This is a genomic window from Leucobacter sp. gxy201 (assembly GCF_051043335.1).
GTDB lineage: Bacteria > Actinomycetota > Actinomycetes > Actinomycetales > Microbacteriaceae > Leucobacter.
The window spans coordinates 1-18657 of sequence record NZ_JAMXWS010000013.1; the positions used below are offsets into that span (position 1 = coordinate 1).

The window sequence follows — 18657 nt, forward strand, 5'->3', positions numbered from 1 at the left end:
AGACGCCGATGTTGATGCGGACGCTGATATGAACGCAGACGCGAACGTCAACGCCTCGGCTTCGGCCTCGGCATCGGCGAACGCGGATGACGACAGCAACGCTTCGGCTCAGGTCGCGGCGCAGGCTGCGGCTCTCGCAGACGCGACGTCGACGGCTTCGGCCGCGGCGGATGTGACGGCGGATGCCGCGGCTGAGGCTGCGGCGACTCCGGATGCATCGTCGGCTGCTTCGGCTACGGCCGAGACCGCTGCTGCGGCTTCGGCTCAGGTCGCGGCGAACTCGACCGCTGATTCGGATTCGACGGCTTCGGCTTCGGCCGCCGCGGATGCGGACGCTGCTGCTGCGGCTTCGGTCGCCGCGAACGCCACCTCGTCGGACGATGCATCGGCTACCGCCGCTGCGGATGTCGACGCTGCTGCTGCGGCCGACCCCGACGCGGCTGCTGCCGCAGACCCGGGTGTGAGCGCCAACACGCAGGGTGCGAGCGCGAACGCACAGGGTGCCGACGCCAGCGCCTCGGGCGCGAGCGCGAACACCCAGGGCGCGAAGGCGAACGCCTCGGGCGCCTCGGCGAGCGCGACCTCGACCGCAACCGCGACGAGCTCGGCATCGAGCAACTCGCAGGGCTCGGCCACTGCAGCGGGTGCGAAGCACCTGTCGCAGACCGGCGGTGCCCCGCTGACCGGCTTCGCCGCCGCAGGCCTCCTGCTACTGCTCGCCGGCGCGGTCACCCTGGTGGTCGTGAAGCGTCGTCGCGAGAACGCCGACGCCTGAACTGAATAGGCAAGGGGCCGCCTGACGGCGGCCCCGAACCGTGTGGCCGGAATCACTGCACCAGCGATTCCGGCCACACGCGGTTCTGCACCCGCCCTGCATCCCGTACTGTGAGTATTCTGCGAACAGCTGCGGCACGCAGATCGGCAACAGGCAGAACTGTTCACGAACTTCATTCGAGTACTTCGGGGGAACAACTTGAGTAAGACACGCTCTTCACGGGCGAGTGCACCGGCCGACGAGGCTATCGAGGCGACGCAGAACGTCGACGAGCAGCCCGTAGCGAAGCCGACCGCGCCGAAGACGCCCGCCCCGAGAACCTGGGTGCGCCTCGTCGCCCTCGCGGCGGTGCTGCTCACCGGCTGGCACATCCTGGCATCGTTCCTCTGGATCGCACCGTACTCCGAGAACGCCCGCGAGGTCGTGCCCGGGCAGCAGCAGACCCTCAGCGCCTACATGATCCCGTTCTTCGGTCAATCGTGGAGCGTGTTCGCCCCCGAGCCGATCAACGGCGACTACCACTTCAACGTGCGCGCCACCCTCGCCGACGGCACCGAGACCGGCTGGGTGAGCGCCACCGACGTCGAACTCTCGATGATCCGCTACAACCTCTTCCCGCCGCGCGCCGGCATCCAGTCGAGCGAAGTGGCTTCGAACTACAAGTCGGCCTACGACAAAGTCGAGGCGTCGCAGCGCAATATCGTCTCCGGCGACTTCGCAGTCGACCAGTGGGAGGTCGGCATGCGCGCCGCCCTCGAAGCGCAGATCACCAACGCGAACGAGAAGGCCGCGAAGACCGAGGGCGCCGAAACCCAGCCCATGAACACCGCCGAGATCGATCAGCTGCTCGCCGAGGAGCACCGCACCACCGCCTACGCCACTCAAGTGGCCACGGCCATCTGGGGCGAAGACGTCGAGAAGGTGCAGTTCCGGGTCAGCCGCCAGAACATCATCCCCTTCGCCGACCGGCACAACGCGCAGGCGCAGCGCCCCGACCCCACGGTCGTGCTGCCCGGCTGGCGCGGCCCGCTCGTCGAAGAGCACCAGAGCAGCGAGAACTTCACCCACGTGTTCCGCGACCAGTTCGAGAGGACGACCCGATGAACCGGCCGAGCACGAAGCAGACTGCGCAGCGACCGCAGACGAAGACGCGCGACAGCGCGCCGCTCGAGACCGCAGACCCCCAGGCGCCCGAGCCCCTCGAGACCTCTGGCGAGCGCCCCGAGGCCGGCCGGGCGTCGGGCGCGACCACCGCGCCCCGCACGCCGGTCGCCGGGTTCTTCGCCTTCATCGGCAGCGTCATCGCCGCCGCCTGGCTGTCGTTCGCGAACAGCATCGGCGATGCGGTCGATTTTCTCGAACGCTGGCTCTTCGGCGGCAAGAAGGCGCTCTACGGCATCGCCGTGACGCGCATCGTCTTCGGCCTCACCGCCCTCGGACTGCTCCTCTCGAACTTCTCGACCCGCCTCTACACCTTCGGGTCGGGGTCGGCATGGAACGGCGAGATGGCCCGCCCCCTCAGCGACTTCCCGAAGATCTGGCTGTTCAGCGCCTTCCACAATGCCGCCGCCAACGACTTCGCCTTCACGGTGCTCTACATCGCACTCATGGGCCTCGCCGTGCTCTTCACGATCGGCTGGCGCTTCCGCATCGTGCTGCCCGTGTTCTTCGTCATGTGGGTCGGCTTCATCGAGATGAACGACATGGTCGGCGACCAGGGCGACAACATGTTCCGCATCGCCATGATCCTGATGTTCTTCACCGACGCCGCCGCCCGCTGGTCGCTCGACGCGCGCCGCCGCGCCGCGAAGGGCGACTGGTTCGCCGCCGGCTCGTCGCCGAACCACATCGGCACCGTGCTGCACAACCTCGCCCTCGTCGCGCTCACCGCGCAGGTCGCGTTCGTGTACGGCTCGGGTGCGCTCTACAAGGCGCAGGGCGCACCGTGGGCATCGGGGTACGCGGTGTACGACCCGCTGCACACGGCACGCTTCGGCACCTGGCCCATCCTCAGCGACCTCATCACCGCATGGGGTCCGATGGTCGCCATCGGCACGTGGGGGTCGATCCTCCTGCAGGGCGCCTTCCTGCTCGCGCTGCTGTCGCGGCCGACGCGCCTCATCGCGCTCTTCGGCATCCTCGGCTTCCACATCATGATCGGCGTGCTCATGGGCCTGCCCTGGTTCTCGCTCACGATGATCGCGATCGACTCGATCTTCATCAGGGATCGCAGCTGGAAGCGCTTCGGCGACGGCGTCTCGCGCAGATGGCGGGCCTCGATGGGGCGCTCCTGAGCCTCTCGCTCGACCCTCACGGCTGACGGTATGCTCGCATCATGACGGATGCGCAGGAGCAGAACTCGGACCAGCCGACCGCGAACGCGGTCGCCGGAGACCTCGACGGCGACGGGAAGGTATCGGCGACCGAAGCGGCCGATGCGGCGCGCCAGGCGCAGGAGGAGCTGCAGGCGGCCATCGCGAAGGCGGAAGCGGCGGCGAAGGCCGCGGCTGACGCGGTCGCCGCCGAGGCGCAGGAAGCGGTGCCGTCGGAGGCGCCTGCCGAGGCCGAGGCCGAGCCTGCTGCCGAAGCCGCACCGCCCGAAGCCGCACCGCCCGAAGCCGCAGCCGCCGAGCCGGCCGCGGAGCCCGAGTCGGCTGCTGCACCCGTAGAGCCGGCGGCACCGGCGGCCTCGACGGTCGTATCGGAAGCGAAGCCCGGCCCGCTGAGCGAAGAGCAGGTGCAGGCGATCGTCGCCGGCTACCCGCAGGCGGCGGGCGGCGGGCCGACGCTCTTGAACCTCGGCGCGCTCATGAACGGCGACCCGCGGGCCGACGTGCAGATCAGCATTCCGCTCGGCATGCTCAACAGGCACGGTCTCGTCGCCGGCGCGACCGGCACCGGCAAGACGCGCACCCTGCAGGGCCTCGCCGAGCAGATCGCGGCGCAGGGCGTGCCCGTGTTCGCCGCCGATATCAAGGGCGACCTCTCGGGCGTCGCAGCGCCCGGCGTCTCGAGCGACAAGCTGCTCGCCCGCACGCAGGGCATCGGGCAGGATTGGCAGCCCCGCGCCGCCCAGACCGAGTTCTTCACTCTCGGCGGCATAGGCATCGGCGTGCCGATCCGCACCACCATCGAACGCTTCGGATCGGTGATGCTCTCGAAGGTGCTCGGCCTCAATCAGACCCAGGAGTCGAGCCTCGGACTCGTCTTCCACTACGCCGAGGAGCAGGGCCTGCCCCTCGTCGGCATCGACGACCTGCAGGCCCTGCTCGCCTACCTCACGAGCGACGAGGGCAAGGCCGAGATCTCGCAGATCGGCGGTCTGTCGAAGCAGACCGTCGGCGTGATCCAGCGCAACGTGATCGGATTCGCCGCCGAGGGCGCAGACGCATTCTTCGGGGAGCCCGCGTTCGAACCGGCGGATCTCTTGCGCGTCGCCCCCGACGGCAGCGGCATCATCAACCTGCTCGAGGTGCCGGGCGTGCAGGACAAGCCGGCGCTGTTCTCGACCTTCCTCATGTACCTGCTCTCCGAGCTCTTCGCCACGCTGCCCGAGGTCGGCGACCAGGACAAGCCGAAGCTGGTCTTCTTCTTCGACGAGGCTCACCTGCTCTTCGCCGACGCGTCGAAGGCGTTTCTGCAGGAGATCACGCAGACCGTGCGCCTCATCCGCTCGAAGGGCGTCGGCGTCTTCTTCGTGACGCAGACCCCGAAGGACGTACCGGGAGATGTGCTGGCGCAGCTCGGTTCGCGCGTGCAGCATGCGCTGCGCGCCCACACCCCCGATGATGCGAAGGTGCTGAAGGCCACCGTCTCGACCTACCCGAAGTCGGGCTACGACCTGGCCGAAGTGCTGCAGAGCATGGGCACGGGCGAGGCGGTCGTCACGGTGATGGGGGAGAAGGGCGCGCCCACCCCGGTCGCCTGGACGCGTCTGCGGGCGCCGCAGGGGCTCATGGACCCGATTCCCGACGCGAACATGCAGGCCGCCGTGACGGTGTCGCCGCTGCAGGCGAAGTACGGCGAGGCCGTCGAATCGCGCTCCGCGACCGAGATGCTCGAAGAACAGCGCGCCGCGGCGGCCGAGGCGCAGGCGCAGGCCGCAGAGGAGGCGGCCGCCGCGAAGGAGGCCGCGGCCGCCGAGGCGAAGGCGCAGAAGGAGGCTGAAAAGGCGGCCGCAGCGGAGGCGAAGCGTCTCGAACGCGAAGCCGCCGAGGCGGAGCGCCGTCGGGTGCGCGAAGCGGAGCGCAAGGAGCGCGAGCGTGCCGCCGCCGTGAAGAAGACGACCGACCGAGTCGGTTCGGTCGTCACCTCGGGCGCACGCACTATCGTGAACCAGGTGCTGCGCAATCTCTTCAAGAAGTAGCGCTCCGGCGGGCGTTTCGGGCGGCAGCGGCGGCGACGTCGGCGGCGCCCGATAGGCTCGCGGCATGGCGAAAGCGACGAGCACCTACACCTGCACTGAATGCGGCTGGCAGACCTCCAAGTGGGTCGGCCGCTGCGGCGAGTGCCAGCAGTGGGGCACCGTCGAAGAGCGCGCCGTGCAGAACCGTGCGCGGTCGACGCGCGCCGTCGCGCCCGGTGCCGGGCATGAGGCCCGGCCCATCACCGAGCTCCACGGCGAGACGGTGAGCCACCGCCCGACGGGCATCGGAGAACTCGACCGCGTGCTCGGCGGCGGCGTGGTGCCCGGCGCCGCGATCCTCTTCTCGGGCGAACCCGGCGTCGGCAAATCGACGCTGCTGCTCGACGCGGCGGCCCGGGCCGCAGCGCGCGGTGCACGGGTGCTCTACGCGAGCGGCGAGGAGTCGACCGGGCAGATCCGCATGCGCGCCGAACGCACCGGCGCGCTCTACGATGCGCTCTACCTCGCGAGCGAGACCGACCTCGCGACCGTGCTCGGGCATATCGAGGAGGTCGATCCGGCGCTCGTGATCATCGACTCGGTGCAGACGCTCGCGAGCGGCGACATCGACGGCTCTCCCGGCGGGCCCGCGCAGGTGCGCGAGGTCGCGGGCGCCCTCATCCGTGCGGCGAAGGGCCGCGGCACCCCGGTGATCCTCGTCGGCCACGTCACGAAGGACGGCTCGGTCGCGGGGCCCCGCCTGCTCGAGCACCTCGTCGACGTCGTCTGCCACTTCGAGGGCGACCGGCAGACCCCGCTGCGCTTCCTGCGCACCCTCAAGAACCGTTTCGGCCCGACCGACGAGGTCGGCTGCTTCGAGATGACCGGCGACGGCATCTCCGAGGTGCCTGACCCGAGCGGCCTGTTCCTCAGCCGCTCGCAGATCCCTGTCAGCGGCACCTGCGCCGCGATCTCGCTCGAGGGCCGCCGTGCGCTGCCGGTCGAGGTGCAGGCGCTCGTCGCCAAGAGCGCGACGCCGAACCCGCGCCGCGTGACGAGCGGCGTCGACCCGGCCCGCGTCGCGATGATCCTCGCCGTCATCGAACGGCGGGCGAAGATCCAACTGCACGACCAGGACGTCTACGTCTCGACCGTCGGCGGCGTGAAGCTCACCGAACCCGCCGTCGACCTCGCGATCGCCCTCGCCGTGCTCTCGGCCGCCCGCGATACCCCGCTGCCGCACGATCTCGCGGCGTTCGGCGAGATCAGCCTCGCCGGCGAGATCAGGCCCGTCGTCGGGGCCGCGCAGCGCACGAACGAGGCGCGCAGGCTCGGCTACCGGCGCATCATCGATTCGACGGCGCACACCCTCGACGATGCCCGAACGGCCGCGGGGCTCGGCGGTTCCGGGGGAGGGTAGACTGGAGCACCGTGAGTAATAACACTGTTGACGTCGCCCTCATCGGCGGCGGGATCATGAGCGCGACCCTCGGTACTCTCATCAAGCAGGTGCGCCCCGAATGGTCGATCGAAATCTACGAGTCTGCGGCAGAGGTCGCGACGGAGAGTTCGAACGCCTGGAACAACGCGGGTACCGGCCACGCCGCGCTCTGCGAACTGAACTACATGCCCGAAGCGGCCGACGGCAGCCTGTCGCCCGCGAAGGCCATCCAGATCAACGAGCAGTTCCAGCTCTCGCGCCAGTGGTGGTCATCGCTCGTGAATGCCGGCGTGCTCGGCGAGCCGCAGAGCTTCATCAACGCGACCCCGCACATGACCTTCGTGCGCGGCGAAGCGAACGTCGACTACCTGCGCCGCCGCCACCAGGTGCTGCAGAGCGAGCCGCTCTTCGCCGACATGGAGTTCAGCGACGACCCGGCGCAGATCGCCGAATGGGCGCCGCTGCTCGTCGACCGCCGCGCCAAGGACGAGGTCTTCGCCGCGACCCGTTCGCTCACCGGCACCGACGTCGATTTCGGCTCGGTCACCCGTCAGCTCATCTCGCACCTCGTGAACGAGGGCGCGCGCCTGCACCTGCGCACTCCCGTGCAGAAGCTCTCGCGCCGCGCCGACGGCACCTGGGATGTGCACCTGCCCGCCCGCTCGGGCATGGGGCACCAGCGCGTGAACGCGAAGTTCGTCTTCGTCGGCACCGGCGGCGGTGCTCTGCCGCTGCTGCAGTCGTCGGGCATTCCCGAGATCCGTGGCTTCGGCGGCTTCCCGATCAGCGGCAAATTCTTGAAGTGCAGCAACCCCGAGATCGTGAAGCAGCACCGCGCCAAGGTGTACGGCAAAGCCGCGGTCGGCGCCCCGCCCATGTCGGTGCCGCACCTCGACACCCGTATCGTGAACGGCGAGGAGAGCCTGCTCTTCGGCCCGTACGCCGGCTTCAGCCCCAACTTCCTCAAGAACGGCAGCTGGTGGGACCTGCCGGGGTCGGTGCGCGCGCACAACCTCGGCCCCATGATCAAGGTCGGCGTGACGCAGTTCTCGCTCGAGAAGTACCTCGTCAGCGAGGTGCTCGCGAGCCGCGAGAAGCAGATGCAGTCGCTGCGCGAGTACATGCCGACCGCGCGCACCGAGGACTGGGAGATGATCACCGCCGGTCAGCGCGTGCAGATCATGAAGAAGGACCCGCAGAAGGGCGGCGTGCTGCAGTTCGGCACCGAGGTCATCACCGGCGGCGAAGGCAGCATCGCCGGCCTGCTCGGCGCGTCGCCCGGCGCGTCGACCGCCGTGCACGCGATGCTCGGCGTGCTCGAGAAGTGCTTCCCCGAACAGTTCGAGAACGAGTGGAAGGCCGTGCTCAAGTCGCACGTGCCGTCGCTCGGCGAAGACATCAATGCCGACCCCGCGATCGCCGCGAAGTCGCTCGCCGACACCGCCGAGGTGCTGGGCCTGAACACCCGCGTCTGAGCTCGAACCAGCGCTCGTGCCGGGTCAGCGACAATGGGTCGCGAATTGCAATCTCTGAGCGATGAAATTGCAATTCGCGACCCATTGTCGTCGGTGCTCCGGTGCTCCGGTGCTCCGCTGATAGACGTGGCGGCAGAGGAGCGCGGGGCGATCCCTGTCGAGAACGTAGCGCGAGCGGCGGCTCGGTGAGCGACTACTCGGTGAGCGACTACTCGGCGAGCAGCTGCTCCAGGAAGGCCGCCGTGTCTTCCCAGCCCGTGACCGCATGGCAGGCGACGCCCATCGCCCACACCGGATAGTCGTTGCCGTCGGGGTCGAGACGGTCGCCCACGAACAGCATCTCGTCGAGCGCGATGCCGGTGTACTCGGCGAGCTTGCGCATGCCGTACGCCTTGTCGATGCCGCGGCGGGTGATGTCGACCGAGGTCGAGCCGCCGCTGCGCACCTCGAGCTGCGGTACCCGGGCCGCGACCGCCGCGCGCAGCGCGTTCTTCTTCTCGCCCGTCGGGTCCCACTGCCGCTTCGCTTCGACCGGCGCCTGCTGGCCGAGCGCCGAGAAGGTGACCTGCGAGCCGCGATCCTCGAGGATCTCGCCCCACGGCTCCGCCTCCCACAGCTCCAGCCGCTCCGCCTCCTCGCGCAGCGCCGCGAGGGCCGCATCGCGGTCGCCGGGCTCGAGGTTCTCGCGGTAGACGGTGCGCCAGACACCGCCATCGCGCTGCTCGTAGCGGGTGCCGCAGGTCGGTAGCAGATGCAGACGCGACAGCGCCGCTTCGCCCACCCCCGCGAAGTCGTCGAGGCGCGCGACGAGCTGCATCTCGAACTGCTCGAAATTGCCGCCCGAGATCACCGCGACCGTCGTGCGGTCGAGCAGGCGCGCGAACACCGCGAGCATGCGCGGGTCGACGGGCGATTTCGAGGGTGCGAGCGTATCGTCGAGATCGAAGGCGATGAGGCGAGGGATCGTCGGCATGCCCCGATTGTGCCACAGCCGAGCAGGCACCGGGTCGACGCAAGGCCGCAGCGCCCGCAGCGCCCGCAGCGGCTATCCGGCCGCGCGCACTGGGTACGCGAGCGCGACGAGCTCCTCCTCGGTGATGCCCACGAGCTCGACCAGTTCATCGTGCCCGACCGCGCCCGCCTGCACCCCGCGGGCGAGGAAGCCCGCGAGCGCCCGCGCCGTTGCGGGCTCATCGAGGAACCCCGCCGCGCTGTGCTCGATGTAGCCCCTCAGCCGCGCGGTGACCTCGGCGAGCCCGTCGCGGAAGAACGCGTAGCTTGCTGCGAAGCGGCTCGGCAGATGGGCGGGGTGCAGATCCCACCCCTGGTAGTAGCCGCGCTCGAGCGATCGCCGCACGAGCCGGCTGTGCAGCCGCCACGTCGCGATGGTGCCGTCGACGTCGTTGCCGCCCGCGGGCACCACGTTCGTCGATCCGTCCGAGAGCCGTACGCCCGTGCCCGCCGCTGCCGCCTGCATCACGTGCTTCGCGAAATCGGCGGCCGGATGCTCCATCGACTGCTGCGCCGCCGCGATACCGAGCGACGCGGAATAGTCGTACGTCCCGTAGTGCAGGCCCGTGATGCGCCCTCCGCCGCGGTGCAGCAGCTCGGCGACCGGATGGGTGCCGCCGGCCCCGATGATGACCTGCGGCGTCTCCACCTGCACCTCGAACTTCAGCGCCCCCTGCGGCAGGCCGAGCCTCGTCTCGAGCCGCTCGAACAGCTCTGCGGCCACCTCCACCTGCTGCACCGTCGTCACCTTCGGCAGCGTGACGACGAACCCCGCGGGCACCGAGCCGCCGGACCGCTCGACGAGCGCCGTCACGAACAGATCGAGCGTGCGCAGACCGCGCCGACGCGTCTCGGGCTCGAGGCACTTGAAGCGGATGCCCGTGAACGGCGGTGCGATCCCTGTCGAGATATCGTCGGCGAGCTGCGTCGCCGCCGCCGTCGCCGCCGCATCCTCAGCCGCGTCGCCGTGGTCGCCGTAGCCGTCCTCGAAATCGATGCGCAGGTCTTCGAACGGCTCGGTCGCGAGCTTCAGACGAACGCGCTCGGCGACCCGGCCGCTGTCGGAGTCGGGCAGTTCGAGCTCCGCGACCAGACGCCCGAACCCGCCCGCCGCCTCGACCAGCCGCGTCGCCTCGGCGCCCCAGGTCGCGGCCAGCCGGGCGGCGAACCGGTGCGCGGGCACGTAGACCGTGTGCACCGGCTGCCGCAGCCCGGTATCGCCCGGGTAGGCCGTGCGCAGCAGGTCGTCCGTGCCGGCCAGCGCGGCATCGGCGAACGCGAGGTCGGCGTCGTCGAACGAGGAACGGTGCAGATCGGTCATAGGACACTCCATCGTGAGCCGGGCGGTTCGGGCGGGGCGGCCTCCGCCCACTTCGACGATACTCCGCGAGGGGCGCGGTGTCAGCGGGGGATCGGGTGCATGGCCCGGTAGCCTGAGAGGTATGACGCATACGAACGGCGCGGCCGTCGTCGGCGCCGGCCCCAACGGGCTCGCCGCGGCGGTGACCCTCGCCCGGGCCGGCGTGCCCGTGACCGTGTTCGAAGCGGCCGAGACCATCGGCGGCGGCACCCGCACCGCCGAAGTCGTGAGCCCCGGCGTGCTGCACGACGTCTGCTCGGCCGTGCACCCGATGGCGCTCGCCACCGGCTTCTTCCGCGAGTTCGAGCTCGAACGCCGCGTGCGCTTCGCCGTGCCCGAAGCGTCGTACGCGAACCCCCTCGACGGCGCTTCCGGCGGGAGCGGCCGAGGCCGAGGCCGCGGCCGACGCGGGGACAGGGATCGCGCCGCGATCGCCTACCGCAGCCTCGACCGCACGGCGGCCGAACTCGGCCGCGACGGAGCCGCCTACCACCGCTTCTACCGGCCGCTGCTCGAACGCCTCGACGGCGTCGTCGACTTCGCTCTCGGCGGCAGCATGCTGCGCTGGCCGTCGAACCTGCCGGCCGCGCTGGCCACCGCGCTGCGCACCTTCGAACAGGGCACCCCGCTCTGGAACGCCCGGTTCCGCGAAGCCGCCGCGCCCGCCCTCATCTCGGGCGTCGCCGCCCACAGCATCGGCCGCATGCCGAACCTCGCCACCTCGGGCGTCGGCGTCGTGCTCGGCGCGCTCGGCCACGCCCGCGGCTGGCCCGTGCCGCTCGGCGGATCCCGCGCCATCAGCGACGCGCTCGCCGCAGATCTGATCGCGCACGGCGGTCGCATCGAGACTTCGCACGCGATCGACGACCTCGGTGAGCTCGACGGCTACCGGGTGCGGCTGCTCGACACCTCGGCGAAGGGACTGCTCGGCATCGCGGGGGAACGGCTGCCCGCGCCCTACCGCCGCTCGCTCGAACGCTTCCGCTTCGGCGACGCCGCCACGAAGGTCGACTTCGTGCTCGACGGCCCCATTCCGTGGTCGGACCCGCGAGTCGGCGAGGCGCCGACCGTGCACCTCGGCGGCTCCCGGCACGAGGCCGCAGCCGCCGAGCTCGAGGTCGCCCGCGGCCGGCACCCCGAACGGCCCTACGTGCTGCTCGCGCAGACCGCCGGGCTCGACCCCGAGCGCAACGCCCCCGGCGTCAATGCCGTGTGGAGCTACACCCACGTGCCGAGCGGCTCGAACGTTGATGTCTCCGATCGCGTGATCTCCCAGATCGAGCGCTTCGCCCCCGGATTCCGCGACCGCATCACCGCGATGCAGGTCACGACCGCCGCCGAGCTCGCGAGCTACAACCGCAACTACGGAGGCGGCGACTTCAGCGCCGGCGCCGTCTCGCTCCGGCAGCTGCTCGCCCGGCCCATCGTCTCGACGGAGCCGTGGCGCACGCCGGTTGCCGGTCTCTACCTGTGCTCGTCGGCGACGCCGCCAGGCCCCGGCGTGCACGGACTCTCGGGCTGGTACGCGGCGCGCGCCGCGCTACGGCGCGAGTACGGGCTGCCCGCCCCCGAGCTCGGGCTGGGGTAGAGGCTGGAGAGGGTCGAGGGATCGAGGGATCGAGGGCGTCGAAGGGCGAAATATCCGCCCGAACTCGCGATCCCTGATCGAATTCTCGCCCCCTCGGCGAGGTCGGCCGGCCCTCGGTGCTTTCGACAGCGGTCGGCGATCCCTGTCGAGGATCGCACCGCCGCGCCGTGCTGCCGTAGCACCGCTGTACCGCCGCATCACCGCCGTACCGCCGTAGCACCGCCGCGCCGCCGCACCGCGCGGTAAGCTGGCCGGGTGACTAGGCACTTTCTGCGCGATGACGACCTGAGCCCCGCCGAGCAGCTCGAGGTGCTCGACCTCGCCGCCCGGCTCAAGCGCGAGCCCTACTCGGCGAGGCCGCTCGCCGGCCCGCAGTCGGCCGCCGTCTTCTTCGACAAGACCTCGACCCGCACCCGCTTCAGCTTCCACGCGGGCGTCGCCGAGCTCGGCGGCAATCCCATCATCGTGAACCCCGGCGAGGCGCAGCTCGGCGCCAAGGAGTCGATCGCCGACACCGCGCAGGTGCTCTCGCGCATGGTGTCGCTCATCGTGTGGCGCACCTTCGCCCACGCCGGCCTCGAAGAGATGGCCGCGCACGCGACCGTGCCCGTCATCAACTCGCTCTCCGACGACTTCCACCCCTGCCAGATCCTGGCCGACCTGCAGACCATCCGCGAGCACCGCGGAACGCTCGCGGGCCTCACCGCCGCCTACGTCGGCGACGCCGCCAACAACATGGGGCACTCGTACCTGCTCGGCTTCGCGACCGCCGGCATGCACATCCGCGTCGCCGGGCCCGAGGGCTACCACCCCCGGGCCGACATCGTCGCCGACGCCGAGCGCATCGCCGCGTCGACGGGAGGGTCGGTCACGGTCATCACCGACCCGATCGCCGCAGTCGAGGGCGCCGACGCCGTCATCACCGACACCTGGGTGTCGATGGGGCAGGAGGACGAGAAGGCTGCACGCATTGAGACCTTCGGCGCCTACCGCGTGACCCCCGAGCTCATGGCGCACGCGGCCTCCGATGCCATCTTCCTGCACTGCCTGCCCGCCTACCGCGAATTCGAGGTCGCTCCCGAGGTCATCGACGGCCCGCAGAGCGTCGTCTGGGACGAGGCGGAGAACCGCCTGCACGCCCAGAAGGCCCTCATGGCGTGGCTGCTCGAGCGCGCCTGACCCCGCCCGCCGCGGGGTAGGCTGGAACGGTGAGCGAAATGTCTGCAGAGAACCCCGAAAACGGCAACCGCGCGGCCGAGGCCGGCGCGCAGAACGGAAATCGGGCCGCCGAGGCCGGCGCCCTCTGGGGCGGACGCTTCGCGAGCGGCCCGTCGCCCGCACTCGCCGTGCTGTCGAAGTCGACCCACTTCGACTGGGCGCTCGCCCAGTACGACATCCGCGGCTCGAAGGCCCACGCGACGGCGCTCGCCGCTGCCGGCTACTTGAGCGATGACGAGCTGCACGGCATGCACGACGCCCTCGACGAGCTCTCGGCGCGCGTCGCCGACGGGCGCGCCGTGCCCGGCGAGGCCGACGAAGACGTGCACTCGGCGCTCGAGCGCCTGCTCATCGAGATCACCGGTGTCGAACTCGGCGGTAAGCTGCGCGCCGGCCGCAGCCGCAACGACCAGATCGCCACGCTCGTGCGCCTCTACCTTCTCGACCACGCCGCGATCATCAGGCACCAGCTGCTCGACCTGCTCGACGCGATCGCCGAGCAGGCGCGCAAGCACCCCGACGCGATCCTGCCGGGGCGCACCCACCTGCAGCACGCGCAGCCGGTGCTGCTCGCGCACCAGATCGGCGCCCACGCCTGGCCGATCGTGCGCGACCTGGAACGTCTGCGCGACTGGTCGGTGCGCGCGAGCCACTCGCCGTACGGCGGCGGCGCGCTCGCCGGCTCGTCGCTCGGACTCGACCCGCGCCTCGTCGCGGCCGAACTCGGTCTCGGCGATCCGCTCGAGAACTCGATCGACGGCACCTCCGCGCGCGACGTGGTCGCCGAGTTCACCTTCATCTGCGCCCAGATCGGCATCGACCTCTCTCGCCTGAGCGAGGAGATCATCCTCTGGAACACCAAGGAGTTCGGCTTCGTCAAGCTGCACGACGGCTACTCCACCGGTTCGAGCATCATGCCGCAGAAGAAGAATCCCGACATCGCCGAGCTCGCGCGCGGCAAGTCGGGCCGCCTCATCGGCAACCTGACCGGACTGCTCGCCACGCTCAAGGGCCTGCCGCTCGCCTACAACCGCGACCTGCAGGAGGACAAGGAGCCCGTCTTCGACTCGGTCGACCAGCTCGAGATGCTGCTGCCCGCCTTCACCGGGATGGTCGCGACCCTGAGCTTCGACACCGACCGCATGGCCGAGCTGGCGCCGCAGGGCTTCTCGCTCGCGACCGACGTCGCCGAATGGCTCGTCAAGCAGGGCGTCATCTTCCGCGACGCCCACGAGATCTCCGGCGAGCTGGTGCGGTACTGCGAGGAGCGCGGCCTCGAACTCCACGAGCCCTCCGACGAGGAACTCGCCACGGTCTCGCCGCACCTGACGCCCGGCGTGCGCGACGTGCTCACCATCGAAGGGTCGGTGAACTCGCGCGTCGGCGCCGGCGGCACGGCGCGGGTGCGCGTCTACGAGCAGCTCGCCCGCCTCGACGAGCGCATCGCGGAGTTCCGCGCGGCGTAGCGTTCACCGGGAACGAGAGTCATGGCGACGCGGATGGACCCGCGCAAGGCGCGGCGCAGACTGTGGTTCGCGGCCGTGTTCTTCGGGCTGTTCACGATCGTAGGGTTCGCGACCACGCTGCGTACCGGCGAACTGGTCGGGGTCGGCTTCACCACGATGGGGTTGGGGCTCGTGCTCTGCTGCGCCGCCGCGCTCTTCACCCGGCAGCCCGAGTCGCCGGAAGACAGGGCGGTCTCAGCGGGTGCTGAGGCACCAGCGCCGGCCGCCCGGCCCCGCTTCACCACCCGGGGCTGGGTCATGCTCGTCATCGCGGCGGTCTGCTTCATGATCGGCCCGTTCGTCATGCTCGCCTCGGGCTACGACTGGCTCCGCATCGTCGGCGCCGGGCACCGTCGCGCACCGTTCTGGGTGTTCGCGGTGCTGATGTGGGCCGGAGGCATCGCCCTCGGCTGGTACGCGGTCAAGAACCTGCTCGCCGGGTCCCGGCGCTGAGCCAGTCGTCCGGTCGCCGATCTCCTCGGATTCGCGAACATGCGCAGGTGCGGCCTCGACCGGTACGAGCCCGCGCGTGATCGCAGAGCGCCCGCGCGCGGTACGATGGCAGGCGTGACTGCAGTGAACGAACGCGCCGAGATGATGGCGGCCCAGCGCAACGACGACAGCTTCGCGACCCTGTGGGACGAGCTGGAGTGGCGCGGGCTGGTGCACGTCTCGACCGACCCGGGGGCCCTGTCCGAACTGTTCGAGGGCGACCCGTTCACGTATTACTGCGGCTTCGACCCGACCGCCTCGAGCCTGCACCTGGGCCATCTGGTGCAGCTGCTGCTCATGCGCCGCCTGCAGCTGAAGGGGCACCAGCCGCTCGGCCTCGTCGGCGGTTCGACCGGGCTCATCGGCGATCCGCGTCCGACCGCGGAGCGCGTGCTCAACTCCCGCGAGACCGTCGCCGAGTGGGTCGACTCGCTCGGCGAGCAGGTGTCGCGCTACCTCAGCTTCGAGGGCGAGAATGCCGCGCGCCTCGTGAACAACCTCGACTGGACGGCCCCGCTGTCGGCCATCGACTTCCTGCGCGATATCGGCAAGTACTTCCGCGTCGGCACGATGGTCAAGAAGGACATCGTCGCGAAGCGCCTGAACTCGGAGGAGGGCATCAGCTACACCGAGTTCAGCTACCAGATCCTGCAGGGCCTCGATTTCCTCGAACTGCACCGTCAGTACGGCTGCATGCTGCAGACCGGCGGCAGCGACCAGTGGGGCAACCTCACGAGCGGCACCGATCTGATCCGCAAGGTCGAGGGCGTTTCGGCGCACGCGATCGGCACGCCGCTCATCACGAACGCCGACGGCACGAAGTTCGGCAAGAGCGAGGGCAACGCCATCTGGCTGAACCCCGAGATGTGCTCGCCCTACGCGTTCTACCAGTTCTGGCTCAATCAGGCCGATGCCGATGTGATCGACCGGCTCAAGGTGTTCACGTTCCTGTCGCGCGCCGAGATCGAGGAGTACGCGCAGCAGGTCGCCGACGAGCCCTTCCGCCGTGCCGCGCAGAAGCGTCTCGCGCTCGAGGTCACGACCCTCGTGCACGGCGCCGCGGCCGCGCAGGGTGCCATCGACGCCTCGGCCGCGCTGTTCGGGCAGGGCGAGCTGGCCTCGCTCGACGAGGTCTCGCTGCGGGGCGCTGTCGCCGAGCTGCCCCGGGCATCGGGTCTCCAGGGATCGCCGATCGCGCAGCTGCTCGTCGACTCCGGGCTCGTGAAGAGTCTCGGCGAAGCACGTCGCGCGATCGCCCAGGGCGGCGTCTACGTGAACAACGCCAAGGTCGAGGTCGATGACGCCGCGCTCGCGGCGGACGACCTGCTGCACGGCAAGTACGCCGTGCTGCGGCGCGGCAAGAAGACGCTCGCCGCGGTGCACGCGGCGGAGTAGAACGCCGCACCGCCATGCGCGTGATCGATCTCACCCTGCCGATCACGACCGGTGTGCCCGTCTACCCGGGCGACCCTCATTTGCGGGTCGAACCTGCGCTGACCATCGCCCGCGATGGTGCGGACGTCGCACGGGCGTCGCCCGGACCGCTCAGGGTTTGCGAGACCCGCCCCGGCACGAGCATGATGGCTGTGGACGCCATGCGGCCGCGCAGACGGGTGCAGATCCGGCGGTCGAGCACGAGCAAAGCGAGCGCTTCTCGAAGGAGAGAACACGATGAACCCCGGTACCCCCACGGCCCCGATGCAGCCCGAATCGTTCGCGAGAATGCACTCGGTCTCGGGAGAGACGCGCCGCATCGTCGACGAGGTGCTCGAGTACTCTCGCCGTCGCATTCTCGCCACCGATGTACCGCTCGATCACGCCGCGACCGAGGCGGAACTCACCCGTCTCGCCGGCACCACGATCAGCGAGGCCGGCATCGGGTCGTCGCGGGCGCTCGCGATCTTCGAGCATGTGCTCGCGCCGGCGTGCATCACCACCGATCACCCGCAGTTCCTGTCGTTCATTCCGAGCGCGCCGTCGAAGGCTGCGGTGTCGTTCGATCTCGTCGTCTCGGCGAGCGCGCTCTACGGCGGTTCCTGGCTCGAGGGCGCCGGGGTCGTGCACGCCGAGAACGAGGTGCTGCGCTGGCTCGCCGCTGAGTTCGGTCTGCCCGAGGGTGCCGGGGGAGTGTTCGTGCAGGGCGGCACCACGGGCAACCTATCGGCGCTCGTCGCGGCGCGCGAGGTCGCTCGCGAACGCAGCGGCGACCCGCGGGCGGAGCGCGGCCGCTGGGTCATCGTGTGCAGCGCCGAAGCGCATTCCTCCATCGCCTCCGCCGCGAAGGTCATGGACGTCGACCTGTGCCTGGTGCAGGCGGACGCGGGCGGAGTGCTGCGCGCCACCGAGGTGCGCGAAGCGCTCGAGCGGCACGGAGACCGGGTTATCGCGGTCGTCGCGACTACCGGCTCCACGAACTTCGGCATCGTCGATGACGTGGCAGGGATCGCCGCGCTCAAGGAGGAATTCGACTTCTGGCTGCACATCGACGGTGCTTATGGGCTCACCGCCATGCTGTCGCCCGCCGCTCGGCATCGCTTCGCCGGGGTCGAGCACGCCGATTCGCTCATCGTCGACCCGCACAAGTGGCTCTTCGCGCCGTACGACGTCTGCGCGCTCATCTACCGCAACCCCGAGACCGGGCGCCGCGCGCATACCCAGCACGCCGAGTACCTCGATACGCTCACCGAAGCCGCCGACTGGAGCCCGTCGGACTACGCGGCCCAACTCACCCGGCGCCCGCGCGGCCTGCCGCTCTGGTTCTCGCTCGCCACCTACGGCGCCGGCGTCTACCGCGATGCGATCACGCACTCGGTAGAGCTCGCCCGGCAGATCGCTGAAGAGATCGCCCAGCGCGACGGGCTGACCCTCGTGCGCGAACCGCACCTGTCCGTCGTGGTCTTCGAACGCGACGGGTGGGAGCGCGCGGACTACGACCGGTGGTCGGCAGAACTGCTCGCCGAGCAGCGCGCTTTCGTGGTGCCGAGCTCGTACCAGGGGCGACCGAACGCGCGGTTCGCGATCGTGAACCCCCTCACCACGTTCGAGCAGCTCACCGGCATCCTCGACACCATGCGGTGACACAGGTGCGGGCCCTCCTTCAGGGGCGCGACACGCCTGCTTGTCGCACTGGGGGCGAAGGCCATTTCTGGCCTTCGCGTGCGGGTAGCCGAGGCCGTCCGGGCCTCGGTACCCGCACGCGACACGCCTGCGCGAGCGTGTGGCGGACAGCCATTTCTGGCTGTCCGTAGCGAGCGCTGAGGGCCTCCGGCCCGAAGTCGGAGCATCACTGACTCTCGGGCGACACGCCCGAGAGTCGTGCCCGTGTTGCCCTGCGTGCCGGGACGGCGTAATGTTTTCCCTTGTCAGCGCGACGGAGCCGGGCGAGAAACAGTCCGGCTCAATTTTGTTGCGTTATCGACTCCCGCAGAAGGTTGGTGGGGGTACTTG

The 18657-nt window shown here is 70.3% G+C and carries 14 protein-coding genes; 12 read left to right on the forward strand and 2 right to left on the reverse strand.

Annotated elements, in window-relative coordinates; translation table 11 throughout:
• The 6 genes from NHL51_RS13585 to NHL51_RS13610 all read left to right on the forward strand — a co-directional run.
• The coding region (locus NHL51_RS13585) for an LPXTG cell wall anchor domain-containing protein (protein ID WP_434144593.1) at nucleotides 1–775 on the forward strand (775 nt) is incomplete at its 5' end.
• Nucleotides 776–973: 198 nt separating this feature from the next.
• Nucleotides 974–1879 (forward strand): DUF5819 family protein, encoded by a 906-nt coding sequence (locus NHL51_RS13590; RefSeq protein WP_434144595.1) that lies wholly within the window; start codon nucleotides 974–976, stop codon nucleotides 1877–1879.
• Entirely contained in the window at nucleotides 1876–3069 is a 1194-nt protein-coding gene (locus NHL51_RS13595) for an HTTM domain-containing protein (protein WP_434144596.1), read from the forward strand. The genes NHL51_RS13590 and NHL51_RS13595 overlap by 4 nt, the downstream gene beginning before the upstream one ends.
• 41 nt (nucleotides 3070–3110) lie before the next feature.
• Nucleotides 3111–5141, forward strand: a complete 2031-nt coding sequence (locus NHL51_RS13600; protein WP_434144598.1) for a helicase HerA-like domain-containing protein — start codon at nucleotides 3111–3113, stop codon at nucleotides 5139–5141.
• A gap of 64 nt (nucleotides 5142–5205) precedes the next feature.
• The gene (radA, locus tag NHL51_RS13605; protein WP_434144600.1) at nucleotides 5206–6540 is read left to right on the forward strand and encodes a DNA repair protein RadA; all 1335 of its coding nucleotides are present in this window, start codon (nucleotides 5206–5208) and stop codon (nucleotides 6538–6540) included.
• A gap of 11 nt (nucleotides 6541–6551) precedes the next feature.
• A complete protein-coding gene (locus NHL51_RS13610; RefSeq protein WP_434144601.1) occupies nucleotides 6552–8036 on the forward strand; it encodes a malate:quinone oxidoreductase in 1485 nt (494 codons plus the stop codon).
• A gap of 208 nt (nucleotides 8037–8244) precedes the next feature.
• Here the strand turns inward: NHL51_RS13610 and NHL51_RS13615 are convergent, their stop codons facing one another.
• Together NHL51_RS13615 and NHL51_RS13620 are read right to left on the reverse strand one after the other, a co-directional pair.
• Complete coding sequence (locus NHL51_RS13615; RefSeq protein WP_434144602.1) at nucleotides 8245–9009, reverse strand: HAD-IIB family hydrolase; 765 nt, start codon at nucleotides 9007–9009, stop codon at nucleotides 8245–8247.
• 72 nt (nucleotides 9010–9081) lie between these two features.
• A complete protein-coding gene (locus NHL51_RS13620) occupies nucleotides 9082–10368 on the reverse strand; it encodes a DUF6986 family protein (RefSeq protein WP_434144603.1) in 1287 nt (428 codons plus the stop codon).
• A gap of 121 nt (nucleotides 10369–10489) precedes the next feature.
• Here NHL51_RS13620 and NHL51_RS13625 point away from each other — a divergent pair, with 121 nt between their 5' ends.
• The 6 genes from NHL51_RS13625 (at nucleotide 10490) to NHL51_RS13650 (ending at nucleotide 18288) form a co-directional block, all read left to right on the forward strand.
• Nucleotides 10490–11995, forward strand: a complete 1506-nt coding sequence (locus NHL51_RS13625) for a phytoene desaturase family protein (protein WP_434144605.1) — start codon at nucleotides 10490–10492, stop codon at nucleotides 11993–11995.
• Between the two features lie 255 nt (nucleotides 11996–12250).
• Entirely contained in the window at nucleotides 12251–13174 is a 924-nt protein-coding gene (gene argF, locus NHL51_RS13630) for an ornithine carbamoyltransferase (RefSeq protein WP_434144606.1), read from the forward strand.
• A gap of 38 nt (nucleotides 13175–13212) precedes the next feature.
• The gene (argH, locus tag NHL51_RS13635; RefSeq protein WP_434144608.1) at nucleotides 13213–14679 is read left to right on the forward strand and encodes an argininosuccinate lyase; all 1467 of its coding nucleotides are present in this window, start codon (nucleotides 13213–13215) and stop codon (nucleotides 14677–14679) included.
• A 21-nt stretch (nucleotides 14680–14700) separates the two neighbouring features.
• The gene (locus NHL51_RS13640) at nucleotides 14701–15171 is read left to right on the forward strand and encodes a hypothetical protein (RefSeq protein WP_434144609.1); all 471 of its coding nucleotides are present in this window, start codon (nucleotides 14701–14703) and stop codon (nucleotides 15169–15171) included.
• Between the two features lie 144 nt (nucleotides 15172–15315).
• Nucleotides 15316–16605, forward strand: coding sequence for a tyrosine--tRNA ligase (tyrS, locus tag NHL51_RS13645; RefSeq protein WP_434144612.1), 1290 nt, complete (start codon nucleotides 15316–15318; stop codon nucleotides 16603–16605).
• 276 nt (nucleotides 16606–16881) lie between these two features.
• On the forward strand, nucleotides 16882–18288 hold the full coding sequence (locus NHL51_RS13650; RefSeq protein WP_434144610.1) for a pyridoxal phosphate-dependent decarboxylase family protein: 1407 nt from the start codon (nucleotides 16882–16884) through the stop codon (nucleotides 18286–18288).
• The last annotated feature ends 369 nt before the right edge of the window (nucleotides 18289–18657 follow it).